We start from the raw sequence: 24,374 nt of genomic DNA, 5'->3' as shown, positions 1-24,374 counted from the left end.
GTAGACTTGCGCAGCAAGTCGTAGGCCGCGCGGGCCCGGAAGGCGCCGGAGTGAGGGGACCCCGGAGCGTAGCGTAGGGGCCGGATGATGGGAGCGGGGGTTTTTGCTGGGCCTGTCCCGTCATCTCCCTCCGCAAGACCTGCGCTCGGCCTCCTGAAGTCGCATTCGGCGTTTGCTGAACTACCGCGCGCTTAGAAGCAAAAGCAGAGCAAAAGCAGAGCAAAGCACTTGCCGGGTATCAGTCGCCGCTGACGAGCTGGTAGGCCAGCTGGTTGTGGCGTTCCAGCACACGCGGCAGGTCGATGGTGGTGATGCGGCCATCCTGCACCACCACGCGGCCATTGATCACGCTGGTGTCGACATGGGTCGGGGTGCAGAACACCAGGGCCGCCAGCGGGTCGTGCAGGGCACCGGCATAAGCCACATGACCCAGGTCGAAGGCGACGAAGTCGGCGATCATGCCCGGCGCCAGGGCGCCAATGTCGTTGCGGTTAAGCACCTTGGCGCCGCCCAGGGTGGCGATTTCCAGGGCTTCGCGGGCGGTCATCGCGTCAGGCCCAAAGCCTACGCGCTGCAGCAGCAGCGCCTGGCGCACTTCGCCGATCATGCTGGCACCGTCGTTGGAGGCCGAGCCATCGACGCCCAGGCCCACCGGCACACCGTGGTCGCGCATCTTGCGGATCGGCGCGATGCCCGACGCCAGGCGCATGTTCGAGCACGGGCAGTGGGCGACACCGGTGCCCGTGCGAGCGAACAGCTCGATGCCATGCTGGTCAAGCTGCACGCAGTGGGCGTGCCACACGTCATGGCCGACCCAGCCGAGGTCTTCGGCATATTCGGCCGGGGTCATGCCGAACTTCTCACGGCTGTAGGCGATGTCGTTGACGTTCTCGGCCAGGTGGGTGTGCAGCGATACGCCGTAGTTGCGCGCCAGTACCGCGGCTTCGCGCATCAGGTCACGGCTGACCGAGAATGGCGAGCAGGGCGCCACCACCACGCGCAGCATCGAACCGTGACTGGCATCGTGGTAGTCCTCGATCAGGCGCTGCGACTCCTTGAGGATGTCGCTTTCCTTCTCCACCACCGAGTCAGGCGGCAGGCCCCCCTGGCTGCGGCCCACGCTCATGCTGCCGCGGGCAGCATGAAAGCGCATGCCGATCTCGCCGGCAGCGTGGATGCTGTCGTCGAGCTTGCAGCCGTTGGGGTAGATGTACAGGTGGTCGCTGGAGGTGGTGCAACCCGACAGGATCAGCTCGGCCATGGCCGTCTGGGTCGAGACCGAGATCATTTCCGGGGTCAGCCGTGCCCAGATCGGGTACAGGTTGGTCAGCCAGTTGAACAGCTCACCGTCCTGGGCCGCCGGCACTACCCGGGTGAGGCTCTGGTACATGTGATGGTGGGTGTTGACCAGGCCCGGGATGACCACCTTGCCGGCCATGTCGAGGATCACGTCGGCGTGCTGTGGCAGCGTATCGCTGGGGCCGACCTGCTTGATCAGGTTGTCTTCGATGTAAAGGCCGCCACCTCTGATTTCGCGGCGTTCGCCGTCCATGGTGACCAGCAGTGCGGCGTTCTTGACCAGCAGGGTCTTGGGGGTGTGTTGCTGAGAAGCTTGCATGGCTCGTGCCTGGCACAATACGCAGCGACGATTGCCGCTGTCGTAGGCGCACAGACACGCATGTAAGCAAAGTTCGAGTTTTTTGTATACAGGAAAATGCCGGGGCCAACAGGCCCCGGTCACCCTTCAGCTCGCTTGCACAGGTGCCTTGCCGGCGCCTTTGCGCAAGCCCGTGACGCCCCAGGCAAGGCCCAGCACGGCTGCGATCACCGAGCCCGACAGCACGCCAAGCTTGGCTGCACCCAGCGAGGCCGGGTCGCTGTAGGCCAGGTTGGCAATGAAGATCGACATGGTGAAGCCAATGCCAGCCAGCAGGCCGATGAGGGTGATACCGCGCCAGTTGACCTGGGCCGGCAGACTGCACCAGCCCAGGCGCACCATCAGCCAGCTGACGCTGATGATGCCCAGCGGCTTGCCGGCCACCAGCGCCACGGCCACCGCCATCATCACCCAGTGCGGCGCCTCGGCGGACAGGTCGATGCCCGACAGGCCGACACCGGCGTTGGCCAGGGCGAACAGCGGCATGATCGCGTACGCCACCCAAGGGTGAAGGGCGCCGCCCACACGGGTCACAGGTGGTACCAGTTCACGCTGGGCCAGACGCAGGCGCTTGAGCGGGGCGCTGAGGTCGCCGGTGTCCTGCTCGGGGGCCTTGGCGCGGCCGAGCAGGTCGTTGGTGAAGCGCGAGATCGCATCCAGCGGGCGCTCGCCCAACGGCATGGCGGCAACCGGCGTCATCAGGCCGAGAATCACGCCGGCCAGGGTCGGGTGGGCACCGGTCATCAACATGCCGACCCAGGTGATGGCGCCAGGGATGACATAGGCCCAGGCCGAGCCGACGCCGATCTTCTGCAGCCCGACCACCAGCAGCAGGCCGATGGCAGCCACGCCGAAACCGCTGTAGTCGAGGCCACCGGAGTAGAAAATGGCGATGATCAGCACGGCAATGATGTCATCGATGATCGCCAGCGCCAGCAGGAATACGCGGATGTTGGACGGGATCGACTTGCCCAGCAAGGCCAGCACGCCGACCGCGAAGGCGATGTCGGTAGCGGTCGGCACGGCCCAGCCTTGCTGCTCGGCCGGCGCATGGCCGAAGGCCAGGTAGATCAGCGCGGGGACGGCGACGCCACCCACCGCAGCGGCCATCGGCAAGGTGGCCTGGCGCAGGCTGGACAGCGCGCCTTCGTGGATTTCGCGGCGGATCTCCATGCCCACCACCAGGAAGAAGATGGTCATCAGGCCATCGTTGATCCAGAAGTGCAGCGACTGCGAGAAGTTCAGCGACCCGATCCCGAAGCTGATCGGCGTGTGCCAAAGGGCGTCGTAGCTGGCAGCGGCCGGGGAGTTGGCCCAGATCAGGGCCGCGACGGCGGTGATCAGCAGGACGATACCGCTGACCGCTTCGATGTGCAGGAAACGCTCGAAATTGGCGAAGGCCCGCTGGGCCAGACGCTGGGCGCGGGTCAATTTGGTTTTTTGCATAGGCACAAGAACCCCTGCAGGCGGCCCGACCTGCACTGTTCTTTAACCTGCGTCACTGCACCTTGCAGCTAGCACCCGCGGGGGATTTTAGCGGGTAGGGGCGTGCAGGCCAAGGTTTTCCACCTGAGCAGTCTTCGACGCCGGGCGGTCATGGTCGTTCTGCATTGAAGTCGATAATTGCGCTGTGCCGCTATCGGGCATGCCTAGCTGCCACACGCCACTTCCGCCCGGCATGTTCGTCTCGACTGATTACACTGTTGAAGTCGCTACACAAGGAATGCCGCGGATGGTCTGCGTATTGCTGGGTTGTGCTGCCGGTTCGGCAGGTCGCCTGTGGGCGAACAGGGTGTGCATCGGGCGTTCGTGGAGCAACCAGCCATGAGCAACGCCGGGCGGGGTATTCCCCTGCAACTGTTGGTAGCGATGGCCATCATGCTGGGTATGCTGCTGCTCGGCGCCGGCCTGGCCTGGCAAGGCTATCACGGTACCAGCCAGGCCCTGGTGGCCGCTGCCGGCGATGCCGCGCAGCAGGTTGGCAAGACCATCGACGAACGTGCCCGACGCCTGGTCGATCCGGTGCAGAGCAGCATCCGCCTGCTGGCCTTCAACCCGGTTGCCGTCAACCAGGACCAGCGCCTGGAGCGGCTGCCGCAACTGGTCGAGAGCCTCAAGGCCAACAAGATGCTCAGCGCCGCCTATGTCGGCTACCCCAATGGCGAATTCATGCTGGTGCGCCGCTTGCGCGACCCGCAGCTGCTTGAACGCTTTGCCGCGCCGACCGGTACCCGCTTCCTGGTGCAGAGTGTCAGCCTGGGCGAGGGTGGGGCGAGGGTGGGCGAGTGGCGCTTTTATGACCCGGCGCTGACCCTGCTCAAACGCCAGGCCATGCCGGACTATCACTACGATCCGCGCACGCGCCCGTGGTTTGCCGACGCCTCGGCGCAGGCCAGCACGGTGCTGACCCGGCCCTACGTGTTCTTCACCACCCGCGAAATCGGCATGACCATGGCCCAGCGCAGCGTCGATGGCGCGTCGGTCATCGGCATGGATGTCTCGGTCGATGACCTGGCCAACGAGGCCCGCGACCTGCGCATGACGCCCGGCACCGAGATCGCCGTGATCGATGACCAAGGCAGCGTGGTCGCCTATCCGGACCTGCAGCGGGTCATCGTGCATGACGGCGAAGCGGTGCGCCTGTCGCGGGTGGCCGAACTGGGCATCCCCAGCTTGCAGCAGGTCTACAACCGTTTGCCCCAAGGCACTCGACCCGAGGTGTACGAGGTGGACGGCGCCACGTGGTACGGCATGCGTGTGCAGTTGACCAACCTGGCCGGGCAGGACCTGCAGGTGCTGATTGCGGTGCCGGCGCAGGAGTTGCTGGCAGGCGCACGCAAGGTGCTGTTCCGCCAGATGCTGTGGACGGCCATGCTGATGGCCGTGTTGATGCTGCTGGGTGGCTGGCTTGGCCAGCGCATCGGGCGCCCGCTACATCAGCTGGCCGAACAGGTGCGCGGCCTGGCCGATTTCGATTTCAGCCGCGCAGTGGGGGTGGCATCGCAGGTGTCCGAGGTGAAGGAGCTGAGCCGGGTGCTCAGCCGCATGTCCGGCACCATCCGCAGCTTCCAGGCCATCACCCTGACGCTTAGCCGGGAGAGCCAGCTGGAACGCATGCTCGACGGGGTGTTGAGCCATCTGGTAGACGCCGCCGGTGTCCGTGCGGGCGCGGTGTACCTGTTCGATCAAGAGCACGCCCACCTGCGCCTGGCGGCCGCTTGCCGGGGCAGTGACTACCCTGAGGCGCTTGCGGTTGGCGAAGCCGAGCACCGTGACCTGGCCGCGACGGTGACCCAGGCCCTGGGGCTGGGCGGGCGCAGCCTGGCGCTGGTGCTCAAGGACCGTGGTCATGAGCTGCTAGGCATCCTTGTGCTTGAATTGCAGCAAACGCCCGCTGAAGTCGGCGCGCCGTTCCGCCGCTTCGTCGAAGAGCTGTCCGGTGCCGCTGCCGTGGCCATCGAGACCCGCCAGCTGGTCGAAGCCCAGAAACGCCTGCTGGACGCGATGATCAAGCTGCTGGCCGACGCCATCGATGCCAAGAGCCCCTATACCGGTGGCCATTGCGAGCGGGTGCCAGAGTTGGCGCAGATGCTGCTGGACAAGGCCGTGCAGGCCGACAGTGGCCCCTACGCCGACTTCAGCATGAGCGAGGCCGAGCGCTACGAATTCCGCATTGCCGCCTGGCTGCACGATTGCGGCAAGGTCACCAGCCCTGAATACGTGGTGGACAAGGCAACCAAGCTGGAGACCCTGTACAACCGCATCCATGAAGTCCGCACGCGCTTCGAGGTGCTCTGGCGCGACGCCGAACTGGCCTATTGGCAAGGCCTGGCGGCGGGCGAGGACAAAACGATACTGCAGCGAACACTGGAGCAGAATCGCACTGCACTGCAGGACGACTTCGCCTTCGTCGCCAAGGCCAATATCGGCGGCGAATTCATGCAGGATGAGGACGTCGAGCGCCTGCAGCGTATCGGCCAGCGCCGCTGGCTGCGGCATTTCGATAACCGTCTGGGCATTTCCCACGAGGAGGCGCAGCGCCATGCAGGTGCCCCGCCCGCGCCGTTGCCGGTGGCTGAGTCGCTGCTGGCCGATCGGCCTGACCACCAAGTGCCTTGGGGCTGGCGCAAGCCGCCAGTGGCCAAGGACGACCCGCGCAATGTCTGGGGCTTCGACATGCGCCTGCCGGCCAATGCCAGCAACCACGGCGAGCTGTACAACCTGTCGATCCGCCGTGGCACGCTCAATGATGAAGAACGCTTCAAGATCAACGAACATATCGTGCAGACCATCGTCATGCTGACCGCGCTGCCGTTCCCCCGCCAGCTGCGGCGGGTACCGGATATCGCCGGCAACCACCACGAGAAGATGGATGGCGGCGGCTACCCGCGGCGGCTGCGCAAGGATGACCTGAGCATTGCCGAGCGGGTGATGGCCATTGCCGATATCTTCGAGGCGCTGACGGCGGCGGACAGGCCGTACAAGGCGGCGAAGAGCCTGTCGGAGTCGGTGAAGATCCTGGTTGCCATGGCCCGCGACAACCACATCGATGGGCAGTTGCTACGGCTGTTCTTGAGCAGCGGTGTGCATAACGAATATGCCGCGCGCTTCCTGCGTGAGGACCAGATCGACGAGGTGGATGTGACGTACTGGCTGGCGCAGTTCTAGGGTACGCTGACTCACCAGGCCAGGATCGCGGCCAGCTCGACGGCGCACAGGGCGGTAACGCATACCGCCAGCAACAGGTTCACGGTGATGCCAGAGGCAATGGTCTCGGCCTGCAGGCCAGTGACATTGCGCAGGTAACTGCGCCGCAAGCGCAGCCAGGCGGCGCCGGCCGCCAGCAGGCAAAGCACCGCCGGTGCCACCGCCAGCCAGCGATGGTGCGGCACCCAGCGCAGGAAGAAACAACTGCACACGACCATCGCCAGGATGGTCCGGCGCCACGCCAGCAGCGTGCGCTCTGGCTGCAACCCCTCATCGACGTTGGCCAGTTGTGGGTCAGGCATGGAAGAACACCGCGTAGGCAAAGAACGCCATCACCAGTGACACACCAATCGACAGCGCCGGGGCGATCAGCGGGAATGGCAGCGGGCGCTTCTGGCGCATCGCCCGCTCCACATTGAGCCAGCGGACGAAGGCCGGCAAGCTCAGCAGCAGGGCCAGGCTGATCAACGCCACTGCCAGCAGGCGGCGGGTGCCGGCGCTGAAGATTTCGGCGGTGAACATGTCCACGGCGATGCCGCTGGCCAACAGCGCCAAGGCGGTCCTGATCCAGGCCAGGAAGGTGCGCTCGTTGGCCAGGGTGAAGCGCGGGTCCGGCTCCTGGCCATCGGCAAGCAGTTTGCTGGCCAGCCAGCCGCGTGAGTGCTCGGTATTCTTGTTCAAAGGCAGTCGTCCTCCTCGGGTAAGGTCGGTGGGCACTCTTTTTGGCGCTGGCCAAGTGTGAGTGGCAAACCCCGCCAATGTCCATGGTTTGCCAACCGCTGCCGTCATTCGTATGCCGTGACGCCGCTGATATGCCGCGCGGCGACATAGCCGAAGGTCAGCGCCGGCCCGAGGTTGATGCCGCCAGACGGGTACCAGCCGCCGAACACGCTGGCCATGTCGGTCCCGGCCGCGTACAGGCCGCTGATTGGCTGGCCGGCGTCGTTGAGCACGCGGGCGTGGCCGTCGGTGCGCAGGCCGGCGAAGGTACCGAAGCAGCCAGGCTGTACCTTCACCGCGTAGAACGGCCCATGCTCGATGGGCGCCACGCAGGGGTTCGGCCCCTTGTGCAACGGGTCACCCTGTTTGCGGTTGAACGGCGTCGAGCCACGGCCGAAGGCCGGGTCCTGGCCTTGGCGCGCATGCCGGTTGAATTCGGCGACGGTGGTGGCCAGCCCCGCGGGGTCGATGCCGCAAACCTGGGCCAGTTGCGCCAGGGTGGTGCCGCGTTTCAGGTAGCCGCTGCGCAGGTGCGGCCCTACTGGAAGGGGCGCCGGACGCGCATGGCCGAGGCCGTAGCGGCGCAGGAAGCGGTGGTCGCAGACCAGCCATGAGCAGACCTCCTGGCCCTGCGGCACGGCGGCAACCATGGCCGATACATAGTCGTAATAGCCGTGTGCCTCGTTGACGAAGCGCTTGCCGTTGGCGAGCACACCGATGATGCCCGGCTTGCCGCGTTCGATGATGTGCGGGAAGTGGCCGACACTGCCGTCGCGGTGCGGCACTTTCGACACCGGCGCCCAGGCTACCGGTGACTTGAGGTCGGTGGCCACCACGCCACCGGCCGACTCGCCCAGGCGCAGGCCATCGCCAGAGCAGGACTGCGGCGGCAGGGCGAGGTTGTCGTGGCCGCTGGCATCGCGCGGGAACAGCTGCCGGCGCCTGGCCGTATCGTTGGGGAAGCCGCCTGCAGCCAGTACCACGGCCTTGGCGCGGATCGCCCGCTCGCCTTGCGCCGTGGCAAGCAAAGCCCCCATAACCTTGCCGTCCTCCATCAGCAGGCCCTGGGCTGCGGTCGACTCGATCATGCGCACGCCCAAGTCGTCCGCCGACTTTGCCAGTCGTGCCACCAGCGCCACCCCGTTGACCAGGTGCATCGCCCGGCCATGGCGGGCCAGGTGGTAGAGGTGGCGGGCGAAGCGTTTGCACACATGCAGCAAGGCGCGTGGCGAGCGGGTCATGTTGAGGAAGGCGGCAAGGTCGGCGCCGGCCATGATCGGCATGCCCATGAACGAGGTTTCACGCAGGGTCTTGCGCAGGCGCGGCAGCAGCGCGCCCAGCTGGCGGGCATCATAAGGCGCGGCAATCACCTGGTGGCCACCGAGCGCGGCGCCGGGCGTGTCGCCGTGCATGTCGGGGATGCCATTGCCGTCGGCGAACTGCAGGGCTGTGTGCTGTTCGAAGAAGGCGACCATGTGCGGGCAGGCTTCGAGGAAGGCGTCGACGCGCTCGGCGTCGTAGTGGCTGCCCAGTTCGTGGCGCAGGTAGGTGCGCGGCTGCTCGATGTCCTCGATGATCCCGGCGCGCCGGGCCAGCGGGTTGCGCGGCACCCAGGCCCAGCCACCGGACCAGGCGGTGGCACCGCCGAGCACGGCGTCTTTTTCCACCAGGATGACCTTCTGCCCGTGCCAGGCGGCCGTGACTGCCGCTGCCAGGCCGGCCGCGCCGGAGCCTATGACCAGTACGTCGCAGTCGCTTGGGAAGGGTTCGGCGGGCATTGCGGTATCTCCTGGATTATTATTGGAACATGGTTCCACAATGTACCTTGCAGGCCCGGCTGCACCGCAAGGGCGAGCGCCAATTAATGGTCGATAACCGGACACTTCAATGCGGACAGGCTGCGCTGGCTTTCGACGGCATGGAATCATCTTCTAGAATCGGGCAAATTTTCAGGAATACGTGTCATGGCTGGTAGTCAGATCGAACGCGCCTTCAATCTTGTAGAAAGCCTCACCGGCGAGCCCCACGGCTTGCCGCTGCAAACCCTGGCCGAGCGCCTGGGCATCCCCAAGAGCGCGGCCCACCGCATGCTTACCGAACTGGTGCGCCTGGGCTACGTGCGCCAGAACCGCGACAACAGCCGCTATCAATTGTCCGCCAAGCTGGTGGCGATGGGCTTTCGCTACCTGTCCAGCAGCGGTGCGGACATCATTCAGCCCATTCTCGATCGCCTGGCCCAGGACAGCGGCGAGCTGGTGCGCCTGGGGGTGATCGAAGGCCATCGCCAGACCTGGATCGCCAAGTCTCAAGGTGCCCGTTCCGGTCTGCGCTACGACCCGGACATGGGGCGTGACGCGCCCCTGTTCTACACCGCCTCCGGGCATGCCTGGCTGGCCAGCCTGACGGATGAAGAAGCGTTGCAGATGGTGTTGCGCCAAGGCATTGCCGACCCCGTCCAGTTCGGCCCCAACGCGCCGCGCTCCACCGATGACCTGCTGGCCTACCTGCACCGCGCCCGCGAGCGCGGCTATGCCTGGGTGGAGCAGACCTCGGCCATCGGCACATCGGCCCTTGCCGCCGTAGTGCGACGCCCGCAAAGCGACGAGGTCATAGGCGTGCTCAGCATTGCCGGCCCCAGCGCCCGCCTGGCGCACACCCGCTTGGCAGAATTGGCGCCGTTGTTGCTGGCCGCGGCAAAAGAGCTGTCAGCGGCCAGCCGGGCGAGCGAACTGTTCGCCTGAGATGCGTTTCTGGTCGGTAATCGCACACTCTATGTGAGAGGTCGTTCTGGAAAGCTGAACTTGGTTCTACATTGTGCATATGTCGATTCTGGAACTTGGTTTCACAATCTTTAGCACAATAATGACAAGAGGACAGCACGTTGAACGCACCCCTACGCATCGCCCTGATTGGTGCCGGCATCATGGGCCGCCAGCATTACCAGCATCTGCGCAGGCTGGCGCAAGCCCAGCTGTGTGCCGTGGCAGACCCTGGCCCACAGACCGAGACGTTTGCCGCAGAATGCGGGGTAGCCTGCTTCGCCGATCACCGGCAGATGCTCGACCAGGCCCGGCCCGATGCGGTGATCGTCGCCAACCCCAACAACCTGCATGTCGCCACCGCCCTGGATTGCGTCGAGGCTGGCGTACCGGTGCTGCTGGAAAAACCAGTGGGCGTGCACCTGGATGAAGTGCGTGCGTTGGTCGAGGCCTCGCGCCGTCGTGGCGTGCCGGTGCTGGTCGGCCATCACCGGCGGCATAACCCGCTGATCGCCAAAGCCCGTCAGGTCATCGCCGATGGCAAACTGGGCCGGCTGATCAACGTCACCGCGTTGTGGCAGCTGCAGAAGCCCGACAGCTACTTCGAGACGCCTTGGCGCCGCGAGCCGGGGGCGGGCTTTCTGCTCACCAACCTGATTCACGACATCGACCTGCTGCGCCACCTGTGCGGCGAAGTGGTGCAGGTGCAGGCATTCACCCGCAACGACGTGCGCGGCTTCGCCAACGAAGACAGCGCGGCGGTGCTGTTGCAGTTCGCCAACGGTGCACTGGGTAGCCTGACCGGCTCCGACGCGGTCGCCGCGCCGTGGAGCTGGGAGCTGGATTCCGGCGAGAGCCCGATCTACCCGCGCCAGGACGGTCAGCCCTGCTACCTGCTGGCCGGCACCCATGGAGCGCTGAGCATCCCGCAGCTCAAGCGCTGGCACTACGCTGAGGCCGGCTCCGGCTGGCACACACCGTTGCTGCAGAGCGAGGAGGCCATCCCCGCAGGCGAGGCGTTGACCTTGCAACTGCAACACTTCATCCGCGTCGTCCAGGGCACTGAAGCGCCGTTGATCGATGCAGCCGACGCTGGCCGTACCCTGGCCCTGATCGAAGCGATCCGCCAGGCCGCCGAAACGGGCCGGGCCTGTTCGCCCGAACTGATCGCCTGATTTCCCGACCTTTGGTGAATGACATGACCGACCGAATCTTTTCCCTCGCCGCCCTGACGGTGCTCGAGCTGTCGCCGCCAGACATGGTGGAAGCCGCCGCCCGCGCCGGTTACAGCCACGTCGGCCTGCGCCTGGTACCGGCCACCGAGCAGGAACAGCATTTCCCGCTGGTGGCTGATGCCACCCTGCGCCGGCAGACCCTGGCGCGCCTGCGCGACACCGGCATCAAGGTGCTCGACCTGGAAATCCTCCGCCTCAAGGCGGACACGTGCGTGGCCGATTTCGAACCGATCCTGGCGGTCGGCGCCGAACTGGGCGGTACCGAGTTGCTGGTGGCCGGCAACGATCCGGATGAAGCACGCCTCACCGCACGCTTTGCCGAACTCTGCGATCTGGCTGCCGGGTATGGAATCTACCCGCACCTGGAGTTCATGCCCTGGACCGACGTGCGCGACCTGCGCCAGGCCATGCGCGTCGTGGCCAATGCCGAGCGGGCCAATGGCTGCGTGCTGGTCGATGCCTTCCACTTCAACCGCTCGCGTTCCTCGCTGGACGATTTGGCGACGCTACCGGCGCAACGCATGCGTTATGCCCAGTTGTGCGACGTCGCCGGCCCGGTGCCGGCCGAGATGGACGAGATCCTGCGCCAGGCGCGCAATGAACGGCGCTTCCCAGGGGAGGGCGACGCCGACCTGATCGGGCTGTTGCGTGGCTTGCCGGCGACGCTGCCATTGAGCCTGGAGATCCCCACCCGGCAGTTGCTGGAGCAGGGCATCAGTGGTGAGCAGCGGGCGCGTATGGCGTTGGACAGGGCCAAGGCTGTGCTGGCCCGCGTTCACGCGTTGTGTTCGCTGGAACGGTCGAGGTGAGCGAAAGGCAGTGCAAAGAAGGCCTGGCAGCGTGCTTCGATGCGGGCCAGCGTGGCGTGGAATGTAGCGTCGATAGACGCTTCGTCACCTACGACATCGGACGGATCCTCAAGCCCCCAGTCGCTGGTGACCGCGATCGACCCATGGATACCTTTTTCCTCGACCACGCGTAGCGCTGACTCGGGGCTGCGAGGGCTACCTAGCCACTCACTTTCTTATTCTCCAGATTGATCAGGCTGGTGTCCTTTATTAGCTGCTTAGCAGAGTCAGCAATCATCAACACGCTTCCTGCCAGCATCAACACATCCTTCAAGACCAGGCGTCCAGCTCCAGAAAGGTACGGGAAGCCGAATTGAGGATCTCCTAGATTCGCTACCCACGCTTCAGGCGTTGTGATCAGGAACGACAGCGTCACGATGGGTGTGAGGAAAGCGAGCACAGCTCCCGCGAGCCCCAGCTTCGGTGAGATAAGGTAAGCCAATACCAACAAACCTATGCTGATCTCGACCACCCCCAGTCCATTGGAGAACGCATAGGTATGGTTTGCAACTTGCCAAGCACGCTGCGCCAGATCGAGCTGACCTTCGTGAGTGAAGTGCTCGCGATAGGCCTCTGGGTGTGCGTAGAGAAACGAGAAGAACGGGCTGTTCGCTACAAATGGAGTAATGCTGTCAGCCTCGTAAGGCACAAATTTCAACGCGCCAATCCACAGGAAAACAATGGCCACGCCGAAGCGTACGAGATGGATGCCAATCTTATCCAGGCGGCTTGCGGTGACCAGCAGTTGATAGGGACTCATGGTGTGACTCCTTGTGGTTTCAAGATGAGTCCATCCTAAGAAGATTCCGCTTCGCGCTTTTGCCGGATACGCTCCGCCTTTTTGCCAATCGTCTCAAATCATCGCCTCTGGCGACTGCGCTTTCCCTTGGGTTGGTTTAAATTGCGCCCGGATAGCCTTCTGAGAGATGACCATGACGACGCTAGACAAACTCATCACGCTTGCTGATGTGCGCGGCAGCATGGACCTACGTTGCCATTTTGCCGGGCGTTGGTCGATTGACCATCAGCCGGATGAGCTCGGTACTGCGCGTTACCACATCGTCCTCTCAGGCCGCTGCCAACTGCGCTTGCCTGGCCACAGCCTTATTGAGCTCAACGCAGGCGACATCCTGTTGCTCCCACGCGGCACCGATCACTTGCTTCAGAGTGATTCGGGTGTCGATCAGCCAAATCGTCCTGTAGTCGTTCGCGAGGGGCTCTTACCTTTGCATCGGTTAACAGGCGAAGGCGAGCCTTTGGATTTGCTATGCGGCAGGTTTATCTACCAGCCAGGCTCATCACTTTTCGAAGCGCTGCCTGAGTACATCCATGTCAGCTTGAGTTCGTCACAGTCCGCTTCCGCGCTCTCTGCAATGTTGGGGCTGATTCGTAGCGAAGCCGAAGCCAACCATCAGGGTGCTCGGTCCATAGTCGATGCGCTGACTACCGCTCTGTTCACGATGGTTCTGCGGTCATGGCTGGATACCAGCCCACCTGTTGAAAGTAGCATTGGTCTTCTGGCCGACCGCCGTCTTTCCAAGGTATGGCATGCGTTGTTAGAGGATCCCTCAGATGCCTGGACCGTTGAGCGCATGGCAGAAATGGCCAACATGTCGCGAGCCAGCTTCATGAGAGCCTTTACGCGCATGGCAGGTTGCCCGCCGGGAACCTTACTGGTTCGAATCAGAATGGAAATCGCATGCTTGCTGCTGGCGAAGACGGACTCTGGTTTGAGCGATATCGCTTTGGAGGTGGGGTACCAAACGCAGGCGTCATTCAGCAAAGTCTTCAAGGATGTTCTGGGGCAGACCCCTGGACAATATCGGCGAGAGCGAAAGCTGGGTGAAGTGGAGGCTAGGCTGGCTAAGGATGCGGATTGACTTCGCGGTGGGCCCGGCGCATTGCGACGGGCCAGTCACGAAAGCGTATGTCAGCTGTCTTGATGAGTTTCAGCGACGCGTTTGTAGTAAACGTCGTGCTCTATCCCCGCGTGATCACGGTACACCAGCTTCACCGTTTCCAGCCCCTGTGAAGTTTCGGACTGAATCACAACGTCTTGCGAGATTACTTTATCCACGTCAATCACATCACCGTAGCGGTACTGGTGAGCGTCTGCGTCCGGATTGTTGTCTTGTGCCACCGCGAAAGCGGCCGGGGTCACTAAAGCGAGTGCAACAATGAATGTTTTCATGATCATCTCCAATCTGCATTGAGCGGCGTGTCGCTCGTTTGGTGGCGGGATCTATTCGACTCCCTTGATGACCATGCTATTGGCGAAGCTGCACGAGCTCTTTCGCTTTCGGCTCAGATTCTTGTCCAATCATCTCAGCTATGTCACACCGCTTTTGGCAGCGGCTGGTGTAGGTAGATGCCAACGATCAACGCGGCACCCATGGCAAGACTGATGGCCGAGAATCGCATTGTTGTGCTCGTTAGCAAAAACTAACGCAGGCATGGCGGCTGTGCGCTCGCCCGCGCCAGAAGGGTTCCCGGGACTTTCGTCAATTTGTTGAAACTGTTTCATTACCCTTTGGGTTTCACGTACCAGTGGAAGTGATCAAGCTAGGGCATCAACACACTGAGTGCTCGCCATGACCAGTACGATTACCGTTGTAGCGCATATCACCGCAGATCCATCATCAGTAGCAGAGGTTCACAGCGCCCTGCTAATAGCTGTCGAAGCGACGCAGTCAGAGCGCGGGTGTCTTCATTATCGTCTTTTTGAAAACATGGACACTCAAGGCCACTGGACCATGCTTGAGCTTTGGCAAAATGATGATGCGCTGACTCAACATACACTCGGTGAGGCGTTTAAAACTTTAAGCGCGGCTATCGACGGCAAAGCGAGTGTACAGGTTTTCCGCTTGGCTCCAGCTGCTTCTGCTGTACAGGTGGAGTCTGTTGTAAACCCAGACTTCTGGCTTGGAAACGGTTTGCCATGAGCTTTATACATGCGAATATCCTATGGTAGAGCTTCCTCGGCCAAGGCTTGGGCCCCAGCACGGGAGCTTAGTCGCGGTATTGGCTCTGGTGACACTGGGCCAAGGGTTCTCTATCGTGCCGAAATCGGCAGCCGTCGCAGTGAGCCTACCTAGAGTTACCTTCTGCCCCGTTAATGGTTTGCAGGAAGTGTCTTGGCTAGGCTTGGTGAGCAGGCGGCGCGAGCAAGCTCCGCCAATCAGAAACTACCTTTCACTCCGCAGTTGAGGAATGAAAGAAAGGATGAGCGTTAGTTGTTGCCCGCTGAAGCGCGCCCTCTCAAATGATTCGTGGGCAGTGCAGTCGTATATTTAACCTGGCTTAGTGCGAAACTCGACTTGATGCTTGCCACAACGGGTATCGTGGTCAAACAGTCAAGCAGTAGTGCCTGATACTTTGTCAGGTCTTCGCTTACCACCCTCAGCATAAAATCCGCCTCGCCGCTCATCAAATAGCACTCCATCACCTCTGGGCGCTCCCTGATTGCGTTCGTAAATACTTCTAGAGACTGTTTGTCCTGAAGTTTGAGCGACACGTGTACGAATACGTTTATTGCAAGACCGAGCGCTGCAGGATCAACTAGCGTTACGGCCCCTCGTAAGACCCCACTTTCCTTCATCTCTGAGACACGTCGCCAGCACGGCGATGTTGAAAGCCCTACCATTTCAGCGAGTTCTGCATTGCTTAACTCCGCATTTTCTTGGAGTGCATCAAGGATGCGCAGGCTAGCGTCATCGAGCTTCGAGCGGCTCATGGTAAATTTTTCCTCTTCATGAGAGCTTTCCAATGAAATGTACCGGTATTTCTACTTCTGAGGAAGAGATAGGTACGTTTTTTCGCTTGCCCAAAAATATCATGGTGCTACGTAACTAGATTGCAACGAGGTGGCACCATGCGCGCTTCAACTCAGCAAGTGTTTAAGACCCGCTCCAAAAATTTCGGGATATCTTCGACTTACGTTTGGCTTGGTGTCATGGTGCTCCTGTGGGGAAGTAGCTGGCCGGTTACCAAGCTTGCATTGCATGACGTGCCTGCGCTCTGGCTGGCTACCATTCGTTTCGCCAGTGCCGCGGTCTGTCTTTTTGCCTATCTGTTTGCGAGAGGACAGCTCAAGCTCCCCGTTAGAGAGGATGTGCCAATCATCGCAAGCGTGGGTTTGTTGCAGATGATGGCTTTCACAGGTCTGGGTATGGTGGCGATGGTTCATGTCGACACTAGCCGCGCTGTGCTCTTGGCATACACAACGCCACTGTGGTGTGTGGTTGTCGCCTGGGTCATGTTCCGTGAAATGCCCTCCAGGTTGCAGATTGCAGGGCTTGTCATAGGGATGTCAGGGATCGCGGCTGTGTGCTCCCCAGGAGAGCTCGAATGGACAAATCAGGAAACCGTGTTGGGGGCAATATTCCTGCTTCTTGCAGCGGTCAGCTGGGCGATTGTCATCCTTCATGTGAAACGTCATCGGTGGGTGACCCCGCCTCTGGCGCTTGCCCCGTGGCAGATGCTCTTGGCTACCATACCATTGGCGATTGCAGCCTATGTCAGCGAAGGCTCACCGACATCCCTTGTCCTGGATAGGAAACTCGCTGAGGAATTGTTCTTCATCGGTCCGATTGCGACATCGGCGTGCTTTGTGATTTCTGCGGAGTACGGACGGCGAATTTCGACGTTTGGCATGTCAAATTTCACCCTTGGGGTACCCCTGATTGGAACAGTGTTCTCTTGCTTGGCTTTTGGTGCGACCGTTTCCACCATGTTCCTTGCCGGGCTCGGCCTTGTGGTTTTGGGGGTCGTGGTCTCTGCATTAGCTTCGCGCTCCCGCCGGACCTGAACCATAACGTTTGGCGAAGGCTTTTCGATAAACCCGTTTCAGAGTTCGCAATGCGTAACGCATTAGCTCTGAAACGGGTGCAGTGAGGTTACTTAGGGTCTATGCGATAGACGCTCAGTGGTCGCTCGACCTTCGATGCGCCATGGTTGGGCAATTTCTACTTCAGTGATTTAGCTGAATAGCGTCAAGCGAATCGCCACTGACGGCACCATTCAGACCATTGCAAAGGACACTCGCCTGCACTGGGTCGATGCACCCGCGTTCGACAACCAGGGCAGATTGTACTTGCCGGCAGCGCAAGTCGATCGAGTAGGCTTGTTCAGTCGACACCGATAAAGCCTGCCATCACAGCTGTTAGTGCAAGTCGTTTAGGGAAGTTCATTGCAAGTTCCTGTTTGAAGGGCTGGGCAATGATCATTTTTCCCATTACGCTGAAAAACCTCGCCACCACGTAAAGAATTTCGTCAAAGTGAAGAAAATCATACGAATCGATGATCTGCAGGTCTTCGTATCGTCGGCTGCTGCGGGTAGTTTCTCCGCCGCGGCGCGGTTGCTCGACATCTCGCCCGCCTTGGCGAGCGGTGCCATTCAGCGTCTGGAAAGCAACCTGGGCGCGAGATTGTTTGTTCGCTCGACGCGTCGGTTGAGATTATCCGATGATGGCGAGCGCTACTTGCCGCACGCGCGGCAAGCCTTGGAAGCACTTGATAATGGCGAGGTGGCGTTGACCCAGGGCCGTGACGAGATCGCTGGCACTATTCGCTTGTCGATGCCATCTGATATCGGCAGGAATGTGTTGCTTCCATGGCTTGACGAGTTTCAGCAAACGCACCCCATGGTACGTCTGCAATTGCGGGTGAGTGATCAGGTGGCCGATCTGGTTGGGGAACATCTGGACGCTAGTATCAGGTATGGGCAGTTGAGTGACTCGGGCCTGGTGTCCTTGGCACTCGCACCGATGAACCGCAGAACAGTCTGCGCCTCGCCGGCGTATCTCGCGCGTCATGGTATGCCGGAATCTCCTGAGGCGTTGAGCGGGCATAATTGCCTGAGATATGTGATGGGCGAGCAAACCTACGAGCGTTGGAGCTTCAATTTCCCACAGGGAGTGCGGACGGTTCAGGTGACAGGTGATCGGATCAGCGATGATGCCGATATTGTTCGACGCTGGGCTGTCGCCGGATTGGGGATCGTTTACAAGTCCAGGCTCGATGTTGCTGAGGATCTTCGTAGCGGCCGCCTGGTTGAGCTATTCCCGGAAAGCTATGGGCAGCCGGCACCGCTTCAGCTGGTATGTGCCCATCGCACATCGCTCACGCCGGCCATCCAATCGCTTAGAGCCTTTCTGGCAAAACGTTTCGAAAGCTAGTCGGGCAGTGGCGGGGCACCGGGCCCCGCTATTGATTCAAGCTTGCGCCGGTGCTGACTGACGTGAGAGCCAAATGTCTGCAGCGTCCAAGGCTGAAAGCTTTTTGTGACGGATAAGAAAATCAAGCTCACTGATCGCGGCATTGCCAGGTTGTAGCGAGACCAGGTCCTCAATCAGTTCTTTCGGCATCTTTTGCACAACGTCACTGGCGGCAATGAGCGTTGCTTGATCTTCACCACCCAACAGCCCGAGCGGTTCATCCAGGGCTCGGATTTTGTAGGCATGGTGCAGATATTGAGGATGCCACAGCGGCACGACAAACCATTCCCGCTCGGCATAGGATTGCTCATAACGATTGAAGCAATCGGCCTCGGTGCCTTGCGCAAAAAAGTAGCCTTCAGCATCCAACTCGTATTGCGTCACCATGGCTTTGGAAAAGCGACTGATACCAGCACCAGGGTTTATGCCTTGGATGCGGCGGCTCATCCGCTGGGCAACATCCGGCCTCAGCAGGTCTGCAATCGTAGCGACCTGATCCTCCGGTACATAATCAGGCACACCCCAAATGCAGAACGGGTTGTAAAGAACTCCAAGGGAAGTGCTCGGTTTCTTGCAAGCTGCCAGGTAGGCACCGTGGCTGGCTGGCAGCCAGGCTGATACGAGCATCTCTACCTGTCCTTCGCTGTACAACCGGAACATTTCCTCATGAGGCGCTGTGCTGACCTTCACCAGATAACCATGTCGCTCTAGCGTGCGCTGCACTAGCGCTGCGCTAGCGGCATGGAAGCTGAGGTCGATGTAGCCCAAGCGAATGTGCTTTTGCATGTCATTTCCTTATCAATGCGTTTGCGCAGGCTTGGCGTCGATCTTGACGCGCATCAGGCTGTAAGGCTTCACCCGTTTGTCTTGGCCATCGTTGAAGCCAGGTGAGCGGTGCAGCTGGTTGGCAGTGAAGTACAGATACCCGTCTGGGCCGATCGACAAGGTATCCGGCCAAAGGACTCGCGAATCCTCGACCAGGGTTTGCCAAGTGCCATCGGCAAGGCGTTTGCGGATGGAGTTGTGCTCATAATCGCCCGCATAGACTGCACCGTCAGCATCAGCCTCAAGACCGTCGGAAGCGCCTTTCTCACCAAGATCTACAACAGCGTGTTCAAGTTCGGCTTCGCTTACAGTGGGGTCTCGCAACAAAGCCGTTGGAACCGAATACAGGTGTCGACTCGAAAGCGGACAGAAGTACAGCGTCTTACCATCGCTCGACAGGGCGATGCCGTCCGAGGCTACGGTCAGCAGTCCTGATTTACCCTGCGCGTCGCGGGTGATGAGTGCTGGTTTCCCTTCGATGACAGGTCGGAACTCAGGGTCTACGGAAGTTGATTTGGCCCCGCTAAGGCGACGGGTTGCCGTACCGCTGGCCAGGTCCAGGACGATGATTCCGCCTGGCCCTTTTACCGACGAATCGGTGACGTAAGCGGTACCTTCTTTACCTACGCGAAAATCAAAACGTACGTCATTCACATAGGTTGTTGGCAGAATCACTTCACGCGGGAACACAACTGTTTTCACGATCTTGTTGGTGTTCAAGTCGATTGCGATCAGCTTGGCTCCACCTGCCTTGGGCTCGGAGAAGCCGGGAGCGGCTGTATCCAATACCCAGACACGCCCTTGACCGTCAGCTACGACGCTCTGCACGCTGATGAACCCGGCGGCCGGATCCTTGGCGTTTTCGACATTCGTTTTCAGGTCCGGGTAAGGAACCAGATGGCCCTGTCTGATCTCCGCCACAGTGTAGGGTACGTCATCTCCCCAACGAGGGAAGTTGATGAAGATCCGACCCGTTTCGGTGACGGTCACGCCTGTAGGCATGGCGCCATTGAAAGCGAAAACACGTTCGGGGTTGGTGCCTGTGCCCGAGGCGGTATCGGCCATGGCCATTGCACTGAGCGAGACCGCGACAGCCAGGCCAGTGGCTTGGAAGAAAGCTTTCATATGCTTGTCCTTGAGCGTATCAGCGGGTTAGAAGCCTTCGAGAACGATCTTGCCTTTGGCTTTGCCGCTCTCGATCAGCGCATGGGCGCGCTTGAGGTTATCTGCGCTGATTTTGCCGAAGTGTTCCCCAATGGTGGTCTGGATGACGCCGTTATCGACCAGCTCGGAAATTCTGTTCAGCAACTGATGCTGTTTGATCATGTCTGCGGTTTGATACAGAGAACGCGTGAACATGAGTTCCCAATGCAGCGAAAGCGATTTGCGCTTGAGTGGCATGACGTCCAGTTGTGCTGGGTCATCAATCAGCGCGAGTTTGCCTTGTGGGCGAAGCACTTCAACGATCTGGGGCAGGTAGGTTTCGGTATGGGTCAGGCTGATAACGTAGTCGACTGGGTTGAGTTTCAGGTTTTCAAGCTGCAGCGGGATCGAGGCGGAGTGATCAATCACATGGTGGGCGCCCAGTTCCTGTACCCAAGACTGAGTCTCTGGCCGCGACGCTGTACCGATGACAGTGAGTTGGGTAAGTTTGCGGGCCAGCTGGACCAGGATGGAGCCAACCCCACCACCGGCGCCGATGACCAGCAGGCTTCGCCCTTTACCACCGTTCTCCTGAACGCCCAGTCGATCGAACAACAGCTCCCAGGCAGTAATGGAAGTCAGCGGCAAGGCTGCGGCACTGGCATTGTCCAGGCTACGTGGTTTTTGGCCGACGATGCGCTCATCCACCAGGTGAAATTCGCTGTAGCTACCAGGGCGATCAATAGCGCCGGCGTAAAATACTTCGTCGCCAACGTTGAACAATGAAACGTCGCTGCCCACTTCACGGACGATACCAACGGTATCCCAACCCAGCACCTGGACCTCTTGGCTGGTACTGCGGGCTCGCACCTTCGTATCTACCGGGTTCACCGCAATCGCCTTCACTTCGATAAGCAGATCTCGAGCGCCTGGGGTGGGCTTCGGCAGGTCCGTTTCGAACAGGGAACGAGCGTTTTGGATTGGCAAACCAGCTTCTTGGAAAACTACGGCTTTCATATGAGGTTGTCCTTTACAGGTCAGAGAGTGATGTCAGGCTAACTCCCTTCGTGAGCCACAAAAACTAGCTAACCCGAGGAAGACTTTCGCCGTTTCGCTGAAGGTTGAGGCGATCAGCCATTCGAGGAATGGCTGATCGCCTTGGAAGGAGCGCACGCGTCGCTCAAAGTCAGGCGTCGGGTCAGATCGCTTTCGGTGGGAAGTCGATGTCTGTTTTCGCCACGTTGTTCAGGTAGTTCGTCAAGGTCAGCAGCGAGACTTGCGCGATGACGTCGACGATTTTTGCATCGTCCAACCCTGCTTTCCGTGCGGTTGAGAGATGCTCGTCACTCACTTGGCCGCGGCTGAGGGTGACAGCCCGAGCCAGTGCAGCGACTCCATTCAGCGTGCCAGCGCGCGCCGCCAGCAAATCATCAGCGTTCAGTCCGGTCTTCCCACCGAAGAAGCTGTGAGCCGCGACGCAATAATCGCATCCGTTAACTTCCGAGGCCGCCAGTGCCGCTACTTCACGTTCGGCAGGTGTCAGGCTGTTCTTGCTAAGCGCCTGTGCCAGAGCGAGATATCCTCCCAAGGCTGCTGGAGAGTGAGCCAAGGTAGCGAAGGCGTTAGGGATGAACCCCAAGCCTTTTTCAATGCCCTGAAGGGCAGTGCGCGCAGCGGCTGGAGCTTGGTCAAGGGTCAAAGCAGCAATTCGGGTCATGATTTTGCTTCCTTCCAGGTTGTCCCATGCGTTTATGTTCAGGCGACAGGGATAGGGTTTTCGGCCAGAGCCTGGTTGAACTGGTTGATCAGTTCATGCTCGTTTGGCCCTTGGTTGGCGCGTACTGGTACGACGCGGTCAACCAGAACTTCGGTTGTCGCTGTTTCCAGTTTTTCCAGGGTTTCCTGGATGAATTCGTCCAGCGGCATGGCGCGTTCATCACCACTTTTGTGGATCAGATCGGTGTCTACCCATGGCGGTGCGATTTCCAGAACCTTGACGCTGGTATCGCGCAGGGCAAAACGTTGCGACAGCGAGTAGGAGTGAATCGCAGCTTTGGTCGCCGAATAGAGGGCTGTCGCGGCCAGTGGCAGATAGGCCAGTACCGAGCTGTTGTTGATGATGTAGGCATCGGGTTGGCGCTTGAGATGCTCTACAAACGCTGCGCTAACACGCACCGGGCCCAGCAGGTTGGTTTGCAGCAGCCCTACAGCCTGCTCATCGTCATAATCCCCAGAGCCTGGGTTGTCGAAAGGCATGATGCCGGCATTGTTGATGATGACGTTCAGCGTGGGATGCCGACGGATAACCTCTTGTGCAACGTCCTTGATCTGCTGGTGATCATTGATATCAAGCTGAACGGTGTCGATGCCGGGATTGGCGCTGGCGATTTCATCCAGCAACGATTGGCGTCGGCCCGCGATGATGACTTTGTTTCCACGCTGGTGGAACGCTTCGGCCAGAGCGCGGCCGATGCCCGAGGTGCCGCCAGTAATGAAGATGGTGTTTGCGCTAGTTTTCATGATTTGTATCCTTTCAATTGATTGATTAAACGTCGTAACGCGGAGCGAGTTTGTTGCTGGAGAGATGTCCGAAGAGCGCCTTGCGGCTGCTTTCGTACAGCTCGAAATGCTGTATGTCCTGCATGGAAGGGATGGAGATCAGGACACCGTTGTCGAAGTCTTGAAGGGCGCCATCCACCAGGTCGCTTGCTGACATCACGATGTTGGGATCGAGGTTCTCTACGGGCAGCCCCCCGATCTCCCAGAAATCGGTAGCCGTAGCTCCTGGCAGTACCGCCTGAATCTTGATGCCCTGTTCTGCCAGCTCTTTGTGCAGCGACTGTGTGAAGGCCGTGACGTAGGCTTTGCTCCCGCCATACACGCCATTCAGAATTTCCGGTGCCAGGCTGACGATTGATGAGATATTGATGATTGCGCCCTGTTGGCGAGCGATGAAGCCTGGAACTGCGGCGTAGGTCAGTCGAGTCAGTGCCGTGACGTTGAGGCTAATCATCTCGGCCATTCGCTCCACGTCGCTGTCCAGCAAACGGGTGTGAGTACCGATGCCTGCGTTGTTAACCAACAGATTGATGCTGGCGTCTTCGCGCAATTTGCGTTCCACTCGCGCCAGGTCCGCTGCGTTGGCCAGGTCTGCGGGGAAGACTTCAACGCTCTGCTGAGTCTCGTTGGTGATGCGGCTGGCAAGAGCGTTCAGGCGATCACGATTGCGGGCGACGAGTACCAGGTCATAGCCACGTTGAGCCAGGCGGTCTGCGAAAATTGCCCCGATGCCGGTGGATGCGCCTGTGATCAGGGCGGTGCCTTTGTATTCCTGAGTCATGGTCTAGCTCCGTTGTTTGGGTGTGGAGCCATGATGCGAAAAAACAGATTTGTCTTAAACGACGCATATGGTCATGTTTTAGGACATCGCAATCGGAGCACGGTCATGCATCGAATCGGATACTCAAGCGGGTGTCCTCGATAACCGGCGTGTGACTACTAAATGGGCAAATGCCAAGACTCTTCAAAGCATGAACCGGAGCATTGAGGGGGGTAGAGGGTCGAATCTTCAATGTGGACGGCCCTGCTTGGAGGCCAGTCGAATAGAAAACGCTTTCCTATCAAACCGAACGGTTCGATACTGGGATCATGTCGATCGTTTAGGTACCGAAAATGGGACGCCCTCGAAAATTCAATCGTGAGACGGTTCTGCAGAAGGCACTGCCCGTGTTCTGGCAGTACGGCTACTCCGGCACCTCTCTTCATCACCTTGAGCAGGCTACGGGCGTGAATAAGTCAGGCCTGTATTCAGAATTCAAGGATAAGGATGATCTGTTTCTGAGCGCTTTGGCGTATTACTACGCAAACCGCGGAGCACCAGAAATCCTGGCTGCTCAGCCGCAAGGATGGGCCAATATCGAGCGTTTTCTTCGGCTTGGCGACCCTCAAGATAACGGGTGTATGGGCTGCTTTTCGGTCAATGCGCTACGTGAGTTTCCCGTGCTTTCCGACCAGGTCCGTCAACTGCTCGTGGATTGTCATCGTCGCTTGCTCCCGCAAATCGCTGACAACGTAAGGGCTGAGAAGACCCGACTGGCTCCAGAGATTGTTGCGGACATCATCATGGTGTTTTTCTCTGGTGTGTGTGTTGAAAGCTGCTTGCCTGCTGATGGAACGGGCGATCCGGTCAACCATTTCATGGAAGTGCTGCGGGCTCTCTGAGCAACACCCAACACTTTTTGAACCGAATGGTTTTTTTCTCTTGC

The 24,374-nt window shown here is 60.3% G+C and carries 23 protein-coding genes and 1 pseudogene; 9 read left to right on the top strand and 15 right to left on the bottom strand.

The genetic code is table 11. From position 1 onward, the window contains the following. Window positions 1–238 precede the first annotated feature (238 nt). Both ACQKPS_RS20395 and nhaA read right to left on the bottom strand, forming a co-directional pair. Window positions 239–1,618, bottom strand: coding sequence for an 8-oxoguanine deaminase (locus tag ACQKPS_RS20395; protein WP_283723011.1), 1,380 nt, complete (start codon window positions 1,616–1,618; stop codon window positions 239–241). 126 nt (window positions 1,619–1,744) lie between these two features. Beyond that, a complete protein-coding gene (nhaA, locus tag ACQKPS_RS20390; RefSeq protein ID WP_427605486.1) occupies window positions 1,745–3,103 on the bottom strand; it encodes a Na+/H+ antiporter NhaA in 1,359 nt (452 codons plus the stop codon). 378 nt (window positions 3,104–3,481) lie between these two features. Here nhaA and ACQKPS_RS20385 point away from each other — a divergent pair, with 378 nt between their 5' ends. Then, entirely contained in the window at window positions 3,482–6,325 is a 2,844-nt protein-coding gene (locus tag ACQKPS_RS20385) for an HD domain-containing phosphohydrolase (protein WP_427605485.1), read from the top strand. 11 nt (window positions 6,326–6,336) lie between these two features. Here ACQKPS_RS20385 and ACQKPS_RS20380 read toward each other — a convergent pair whose 3' ends face one another. The 3 genes from ACQKPS_RS20380 to ACQKPS_RS20370 form a co-directional block, all read right to left on the bottom strand. After that, window positions 6,337–6,666 carry a DUF202 domain-containing protein gene (locus ACQKPS_RS20380; RefSeq protein WP_054883855.1) on the bottom strand — a complete coding sequence of 110 codons (330 nt, stop codon included), beginning with the start codon at window positions 6,664–6,666 and terminating at the stop codon, window positions 6,337–6,339. Further along, a complete protein-coding gene (locus tag ACQKPS_RS20375; RefSeq protein WP_225923498.1) occupies window positions 6,659–7,045 on the bottom strand; it encodes a YidH family protein in 387 nt (128 codons plus the stop codon). The genes ACQKPS_RS20380 and ACQKPS_RS20375 overlap by 8 nt, the downstream gene beginning before the upstream one ends. Window positions 7,046–7,149: 104 nt before the next feature. After that, on the bottom strand, window positions 7,150–8,862 hold the full coding sequence (locus ACQKPS_RS20370; RefSeq protein WP_427605484.1) for an FAD-dependent oxidoreductase: 1,713 nt from the start codon (window positions 8,860–8,862) through the stop codon (window positions 7,150–7,152). Window positions 8,863–9,048: 186 nt separating this feature from the next. Between ACQKPS_RS20370 and ACQKPS_RS20365 the strand changes: the two genes are divergently transcribed. The 3 genes from ACQKPS_RS20365 to ACQKPS_RS20355 all read left to right on the top strand — a co-directional run bounded on the left by ACQKPS_RS20365 (window position 9,049) and on the right by ACQKPS_RS20355 (window position 11,887). Continuing rightward, window positions 9,049–9,825: an IclR family transcriptional regulator gene (locus tag ACQKPS_RS20365; protein ID WP_427605483.1), complete on the top strand. Its 777-nt coding sequence runs from the start codon at window positions 9,049–9,051 to the stop codon at window positions 9,823–9,825. A gap of 140 nt (window positions 9,826–9,965) precedes the next feature. Continuing rightward, window positions 9,966–11,018 carry a Gfo/Idh/MocA family protein gene (locus ACQKPS_RS20360; RefSeq protein ID WP_427605482.1) on the top strand — a complete coding sequence of 351 codons (1,053 nt, stop codon included), beginning with the start codon at window positions 9,966–9,968 and terminating at the stop codon, window positions 11,016–11,018. Window positions 11,019–11,041: 23 nt separating this feature from the next. After that, window positions 11,042–11,887 carry a sugar phosphate isomerase/epimerase family protein gene (locus tag ACQKPS_RS20355; protein WP_427605481.1) on the top strand — a complete coding sequence of 282 codons (846 nt, stop codon included), beginning with the start codon at window positions 11,042–11,044 and terminating at the stop codon, window positions 11,885–11,887. Here the strand turns inward: ACQKPS_RS20355 and ACQKPS_RS20350 are convergent. Continuing rightward, window positions 11,854–12,021, bottom strand: a pseudogene (locus ACQKPS_RS20350) (arsenate reductase ArsC); the annotation flags it as partial. The gene ACQKPS_RS20355 and the pseudogene ACQKPS_RS20350 overlap by 34 nt on opposite strands. Window positions 12,022–12,086: 65 nt before the next feature. After that, window positions 12,087–12,686: a reactive chlorine resistance membrane protein RclC gene (gene rclC, locus ACQKPS_RS20345; RefSeq protein ID WP_427605480.1), complete on the bottom strand. Its 600-nt coding sequence runs from the start codon at window positions 12,684–12,686 to the stop codon at window positions 12,087–12,089. A 172-nt stretch (window positions 12,687–12,858) separates the two neighbouring features. On the opposite strand from rclC, the gene ACQKPS_RS20340 reads away from it, so the two are divergent. Further along, window positions 12,859–13,806, top strand: coding sequence for an AraC family transcriptional regulator (locus ACQKPS_RS20340; protein ID WP_427605479.1), 948 nt, complete (start codon window positions 12,859–12,861; stop codon window positions 13,804–13,806). Between the two features lie 50 nt (window positions 13,807–13,856). Here the strand turns inward: ACQKPS_RS20340 and ACQKPS_RS20335 are convergent, their stop codons facing one another. Next, the gene (locus ACQKPS_RS20335) at window positions 13,857–14,117 is read right to left on the bottom strand and encodes a DUF2790 domain-containing protein (protein ID WP_254480317.1); all 261 of its coding nucleotides are present in this window, start codon (window positions 14,115–14,117) and stop codon (window positions 13,857–13,859) included. 400 nt (window positions 14,118–14,517) lie between these two features. Here ACQKPS_RS20335 and ACQKPS_RS20330 point away from each other — a divergent pair, with 400 nt between their 5' ends. Continuing rightward, window positions 14,518–14,868 (top strand): putative quinol monooxygenase, encoded by a 351-nt coding sequence (locus ACQKPS_RS20330; protein ID WP_427605478.1) that lies wholly within the window; start codon window positions 14,518–14,520, stop codon window positions 14,866–14,868. 287 nt (window positions 14,869–15,155) lie between these two features. Here ACQKPS_RS20330 and ACQKPS_RS20325 read toward each other — a convergent pair whose 3' ends face one another. Further along, on the bottom strand, window positions 15,156–15,659 hold the full coding sequence (locus tag ACQKPS_RS20325) for an Lrp/AsnC family transcriptional regulator (protein WP_085601731.1): 504 nt from the start codon (window positions 15,657–15,659) through the stop codon (window positions 15,156–15,158). Between the two features lie 138 nt (window positions 15,660–15,797). Here ACQKPS_RS20325 and ACQKPS_RS20320 point away from each other — a divergent pair, with 138 nt between their 5' ends. Beyond that, complete coding sequence (locus ACQKPS_RS20320; RefSeq protein WP_427605477.1) at window positions 15,798–16,733, top strand: DMT family transporter; 936 nt, start codon at window positions 15,798–15,800, stop codon at window positions 16,731–16,733. A 478-nt stretch (window positions 16,734–17,211) separates the two neighbouring features. Continuing rightward, window positions 17,212–18,102 carry a LysR family transcriptional regulator gene (locus tag ACQKPS_RS20315; RefSeq protein ID WP_090346847.1) on the top strand — a complete coding sequence of 297 codons (891 nt, stop codon included), beginning with the start codon at window positions 17,212–17,214 and terminating at the stop codon, window positions 18,100–18,102. Between the two features lie 36 nt (window positions 18,103–18,138). On the opposite strand, the gene ACQKPS_RS20310 is transcribed toward ACQKPS_RS20315, so the two are convergent. The 6 genes from ACQKPS_RS20310 to ACQKPS_RS20285 form a co-directional block, all read right to left on the bottom strand. Further along, entirely contained in the window at window positions 18,139–18,927 is a 789-nt protein-coding gene (locus ACQKPS_RS20310) for a glycine betaine ABC transporter substrate-binding protein (protein ID WP_427605476.1), read from the bottom strand. 12 nt (window positions 18,928–18,939) lie between these two features. Then, window positions 18,940–20,037: an L-dopachrome tautomerase-related protein gene (locus ACQKPS_RS20305; RefSeq protein ID WP_427605494.1), complete on the bottom strand. Its 1,098-nt coding sequence runs from the start codon at window positions 20,035–20,037 to the stop codon at window positions 18,940–18,942. Between the two features lie 81 nt (window positions 20,038–20,118). Then, window positions 20,119–21,126, bottom strand: coding sequence for a zinc-binding alcohol dehydrogenase family protein (locus ACQKPS_RS20300; protein WP_427605475.1), 1,008 nt, complete (start codon window positions 21,124–21,126; stop codon window positions 20,119–20,121). 181 nt (window positions 21,127–21,307) lie between these two features. Further along, window positions 21,308–21,826 carry a carboxymuconolactone decarboxylase family protein gene (locus tag ACQKPS_RS20295; protein ID WP_427605474.1) on the bottom strand — a complete coding sequence of 173 codons (519 nt, stop codon included), beginning with the start codon at window positions 21,824–21,826 and terminating at the stop codon, window positions 21,308–21,310. Between the two features lie 38 nt (window positions 21,827–21,864). Further along, window positions 21,865–22,629, bottom strand: a complete 765-nt coding sequence (locus ACQKPS_RS20290; RefSeq protein ID WP_427605473.1) for an SDR family oxidoreductase — start codon at window positions 22,627–22,629, stop codon at window positions 21,865–21,867. A 25-nt stretch (window positions 22,630–22,654) separates the two neighbouring features. Continuing rightward, window positions 22,655–23,449 carry an SDR family NAD(P)-dependent oxidoreductase gene (locus ACQKPS_RS20285; RefSeq protein WP_427605472.1) on the bottom strand — a complete coding sequence of 265 codons (795 nt, stop codon included), beginning with the start codon at window positions 23,447–23,449 and terminating at the stop codon, window positions 22,655–22,657. A gap of 332 nt (window positions 23,450–23,781) precedes the next feature. On the opposite strand from ACQKPS_RS20285, the gene ACQKPS_RS20280 reads away from it, so the two are divergent. Continuing rightward, entirely contained in the window at window positions 23,782–24,330 is a 549-nt protein-coding gene (locus tag ACQKPS_RS20280; RefSeq protein WP_427605471.1) for a TetR/AcrR family transcriptional regulator, read from the top strand. Window positions 24,331–24,374 lie beyond the last annotated feature (44 nt).

Source organism: Pseudomonas sp. NPDC086566 (genome assembly GCF_050280885.1).
Lineage (GTDB): Bacteria > Pseudomonadota > Gammaproteobacteria > Pseudomonadales > Pseudomonadaceae > Aquipseudomonas > Aquipseudomonas vlassakiae.
This window is presented reverse-complemented; position numbering and strand designations above follow the sequence as displayed.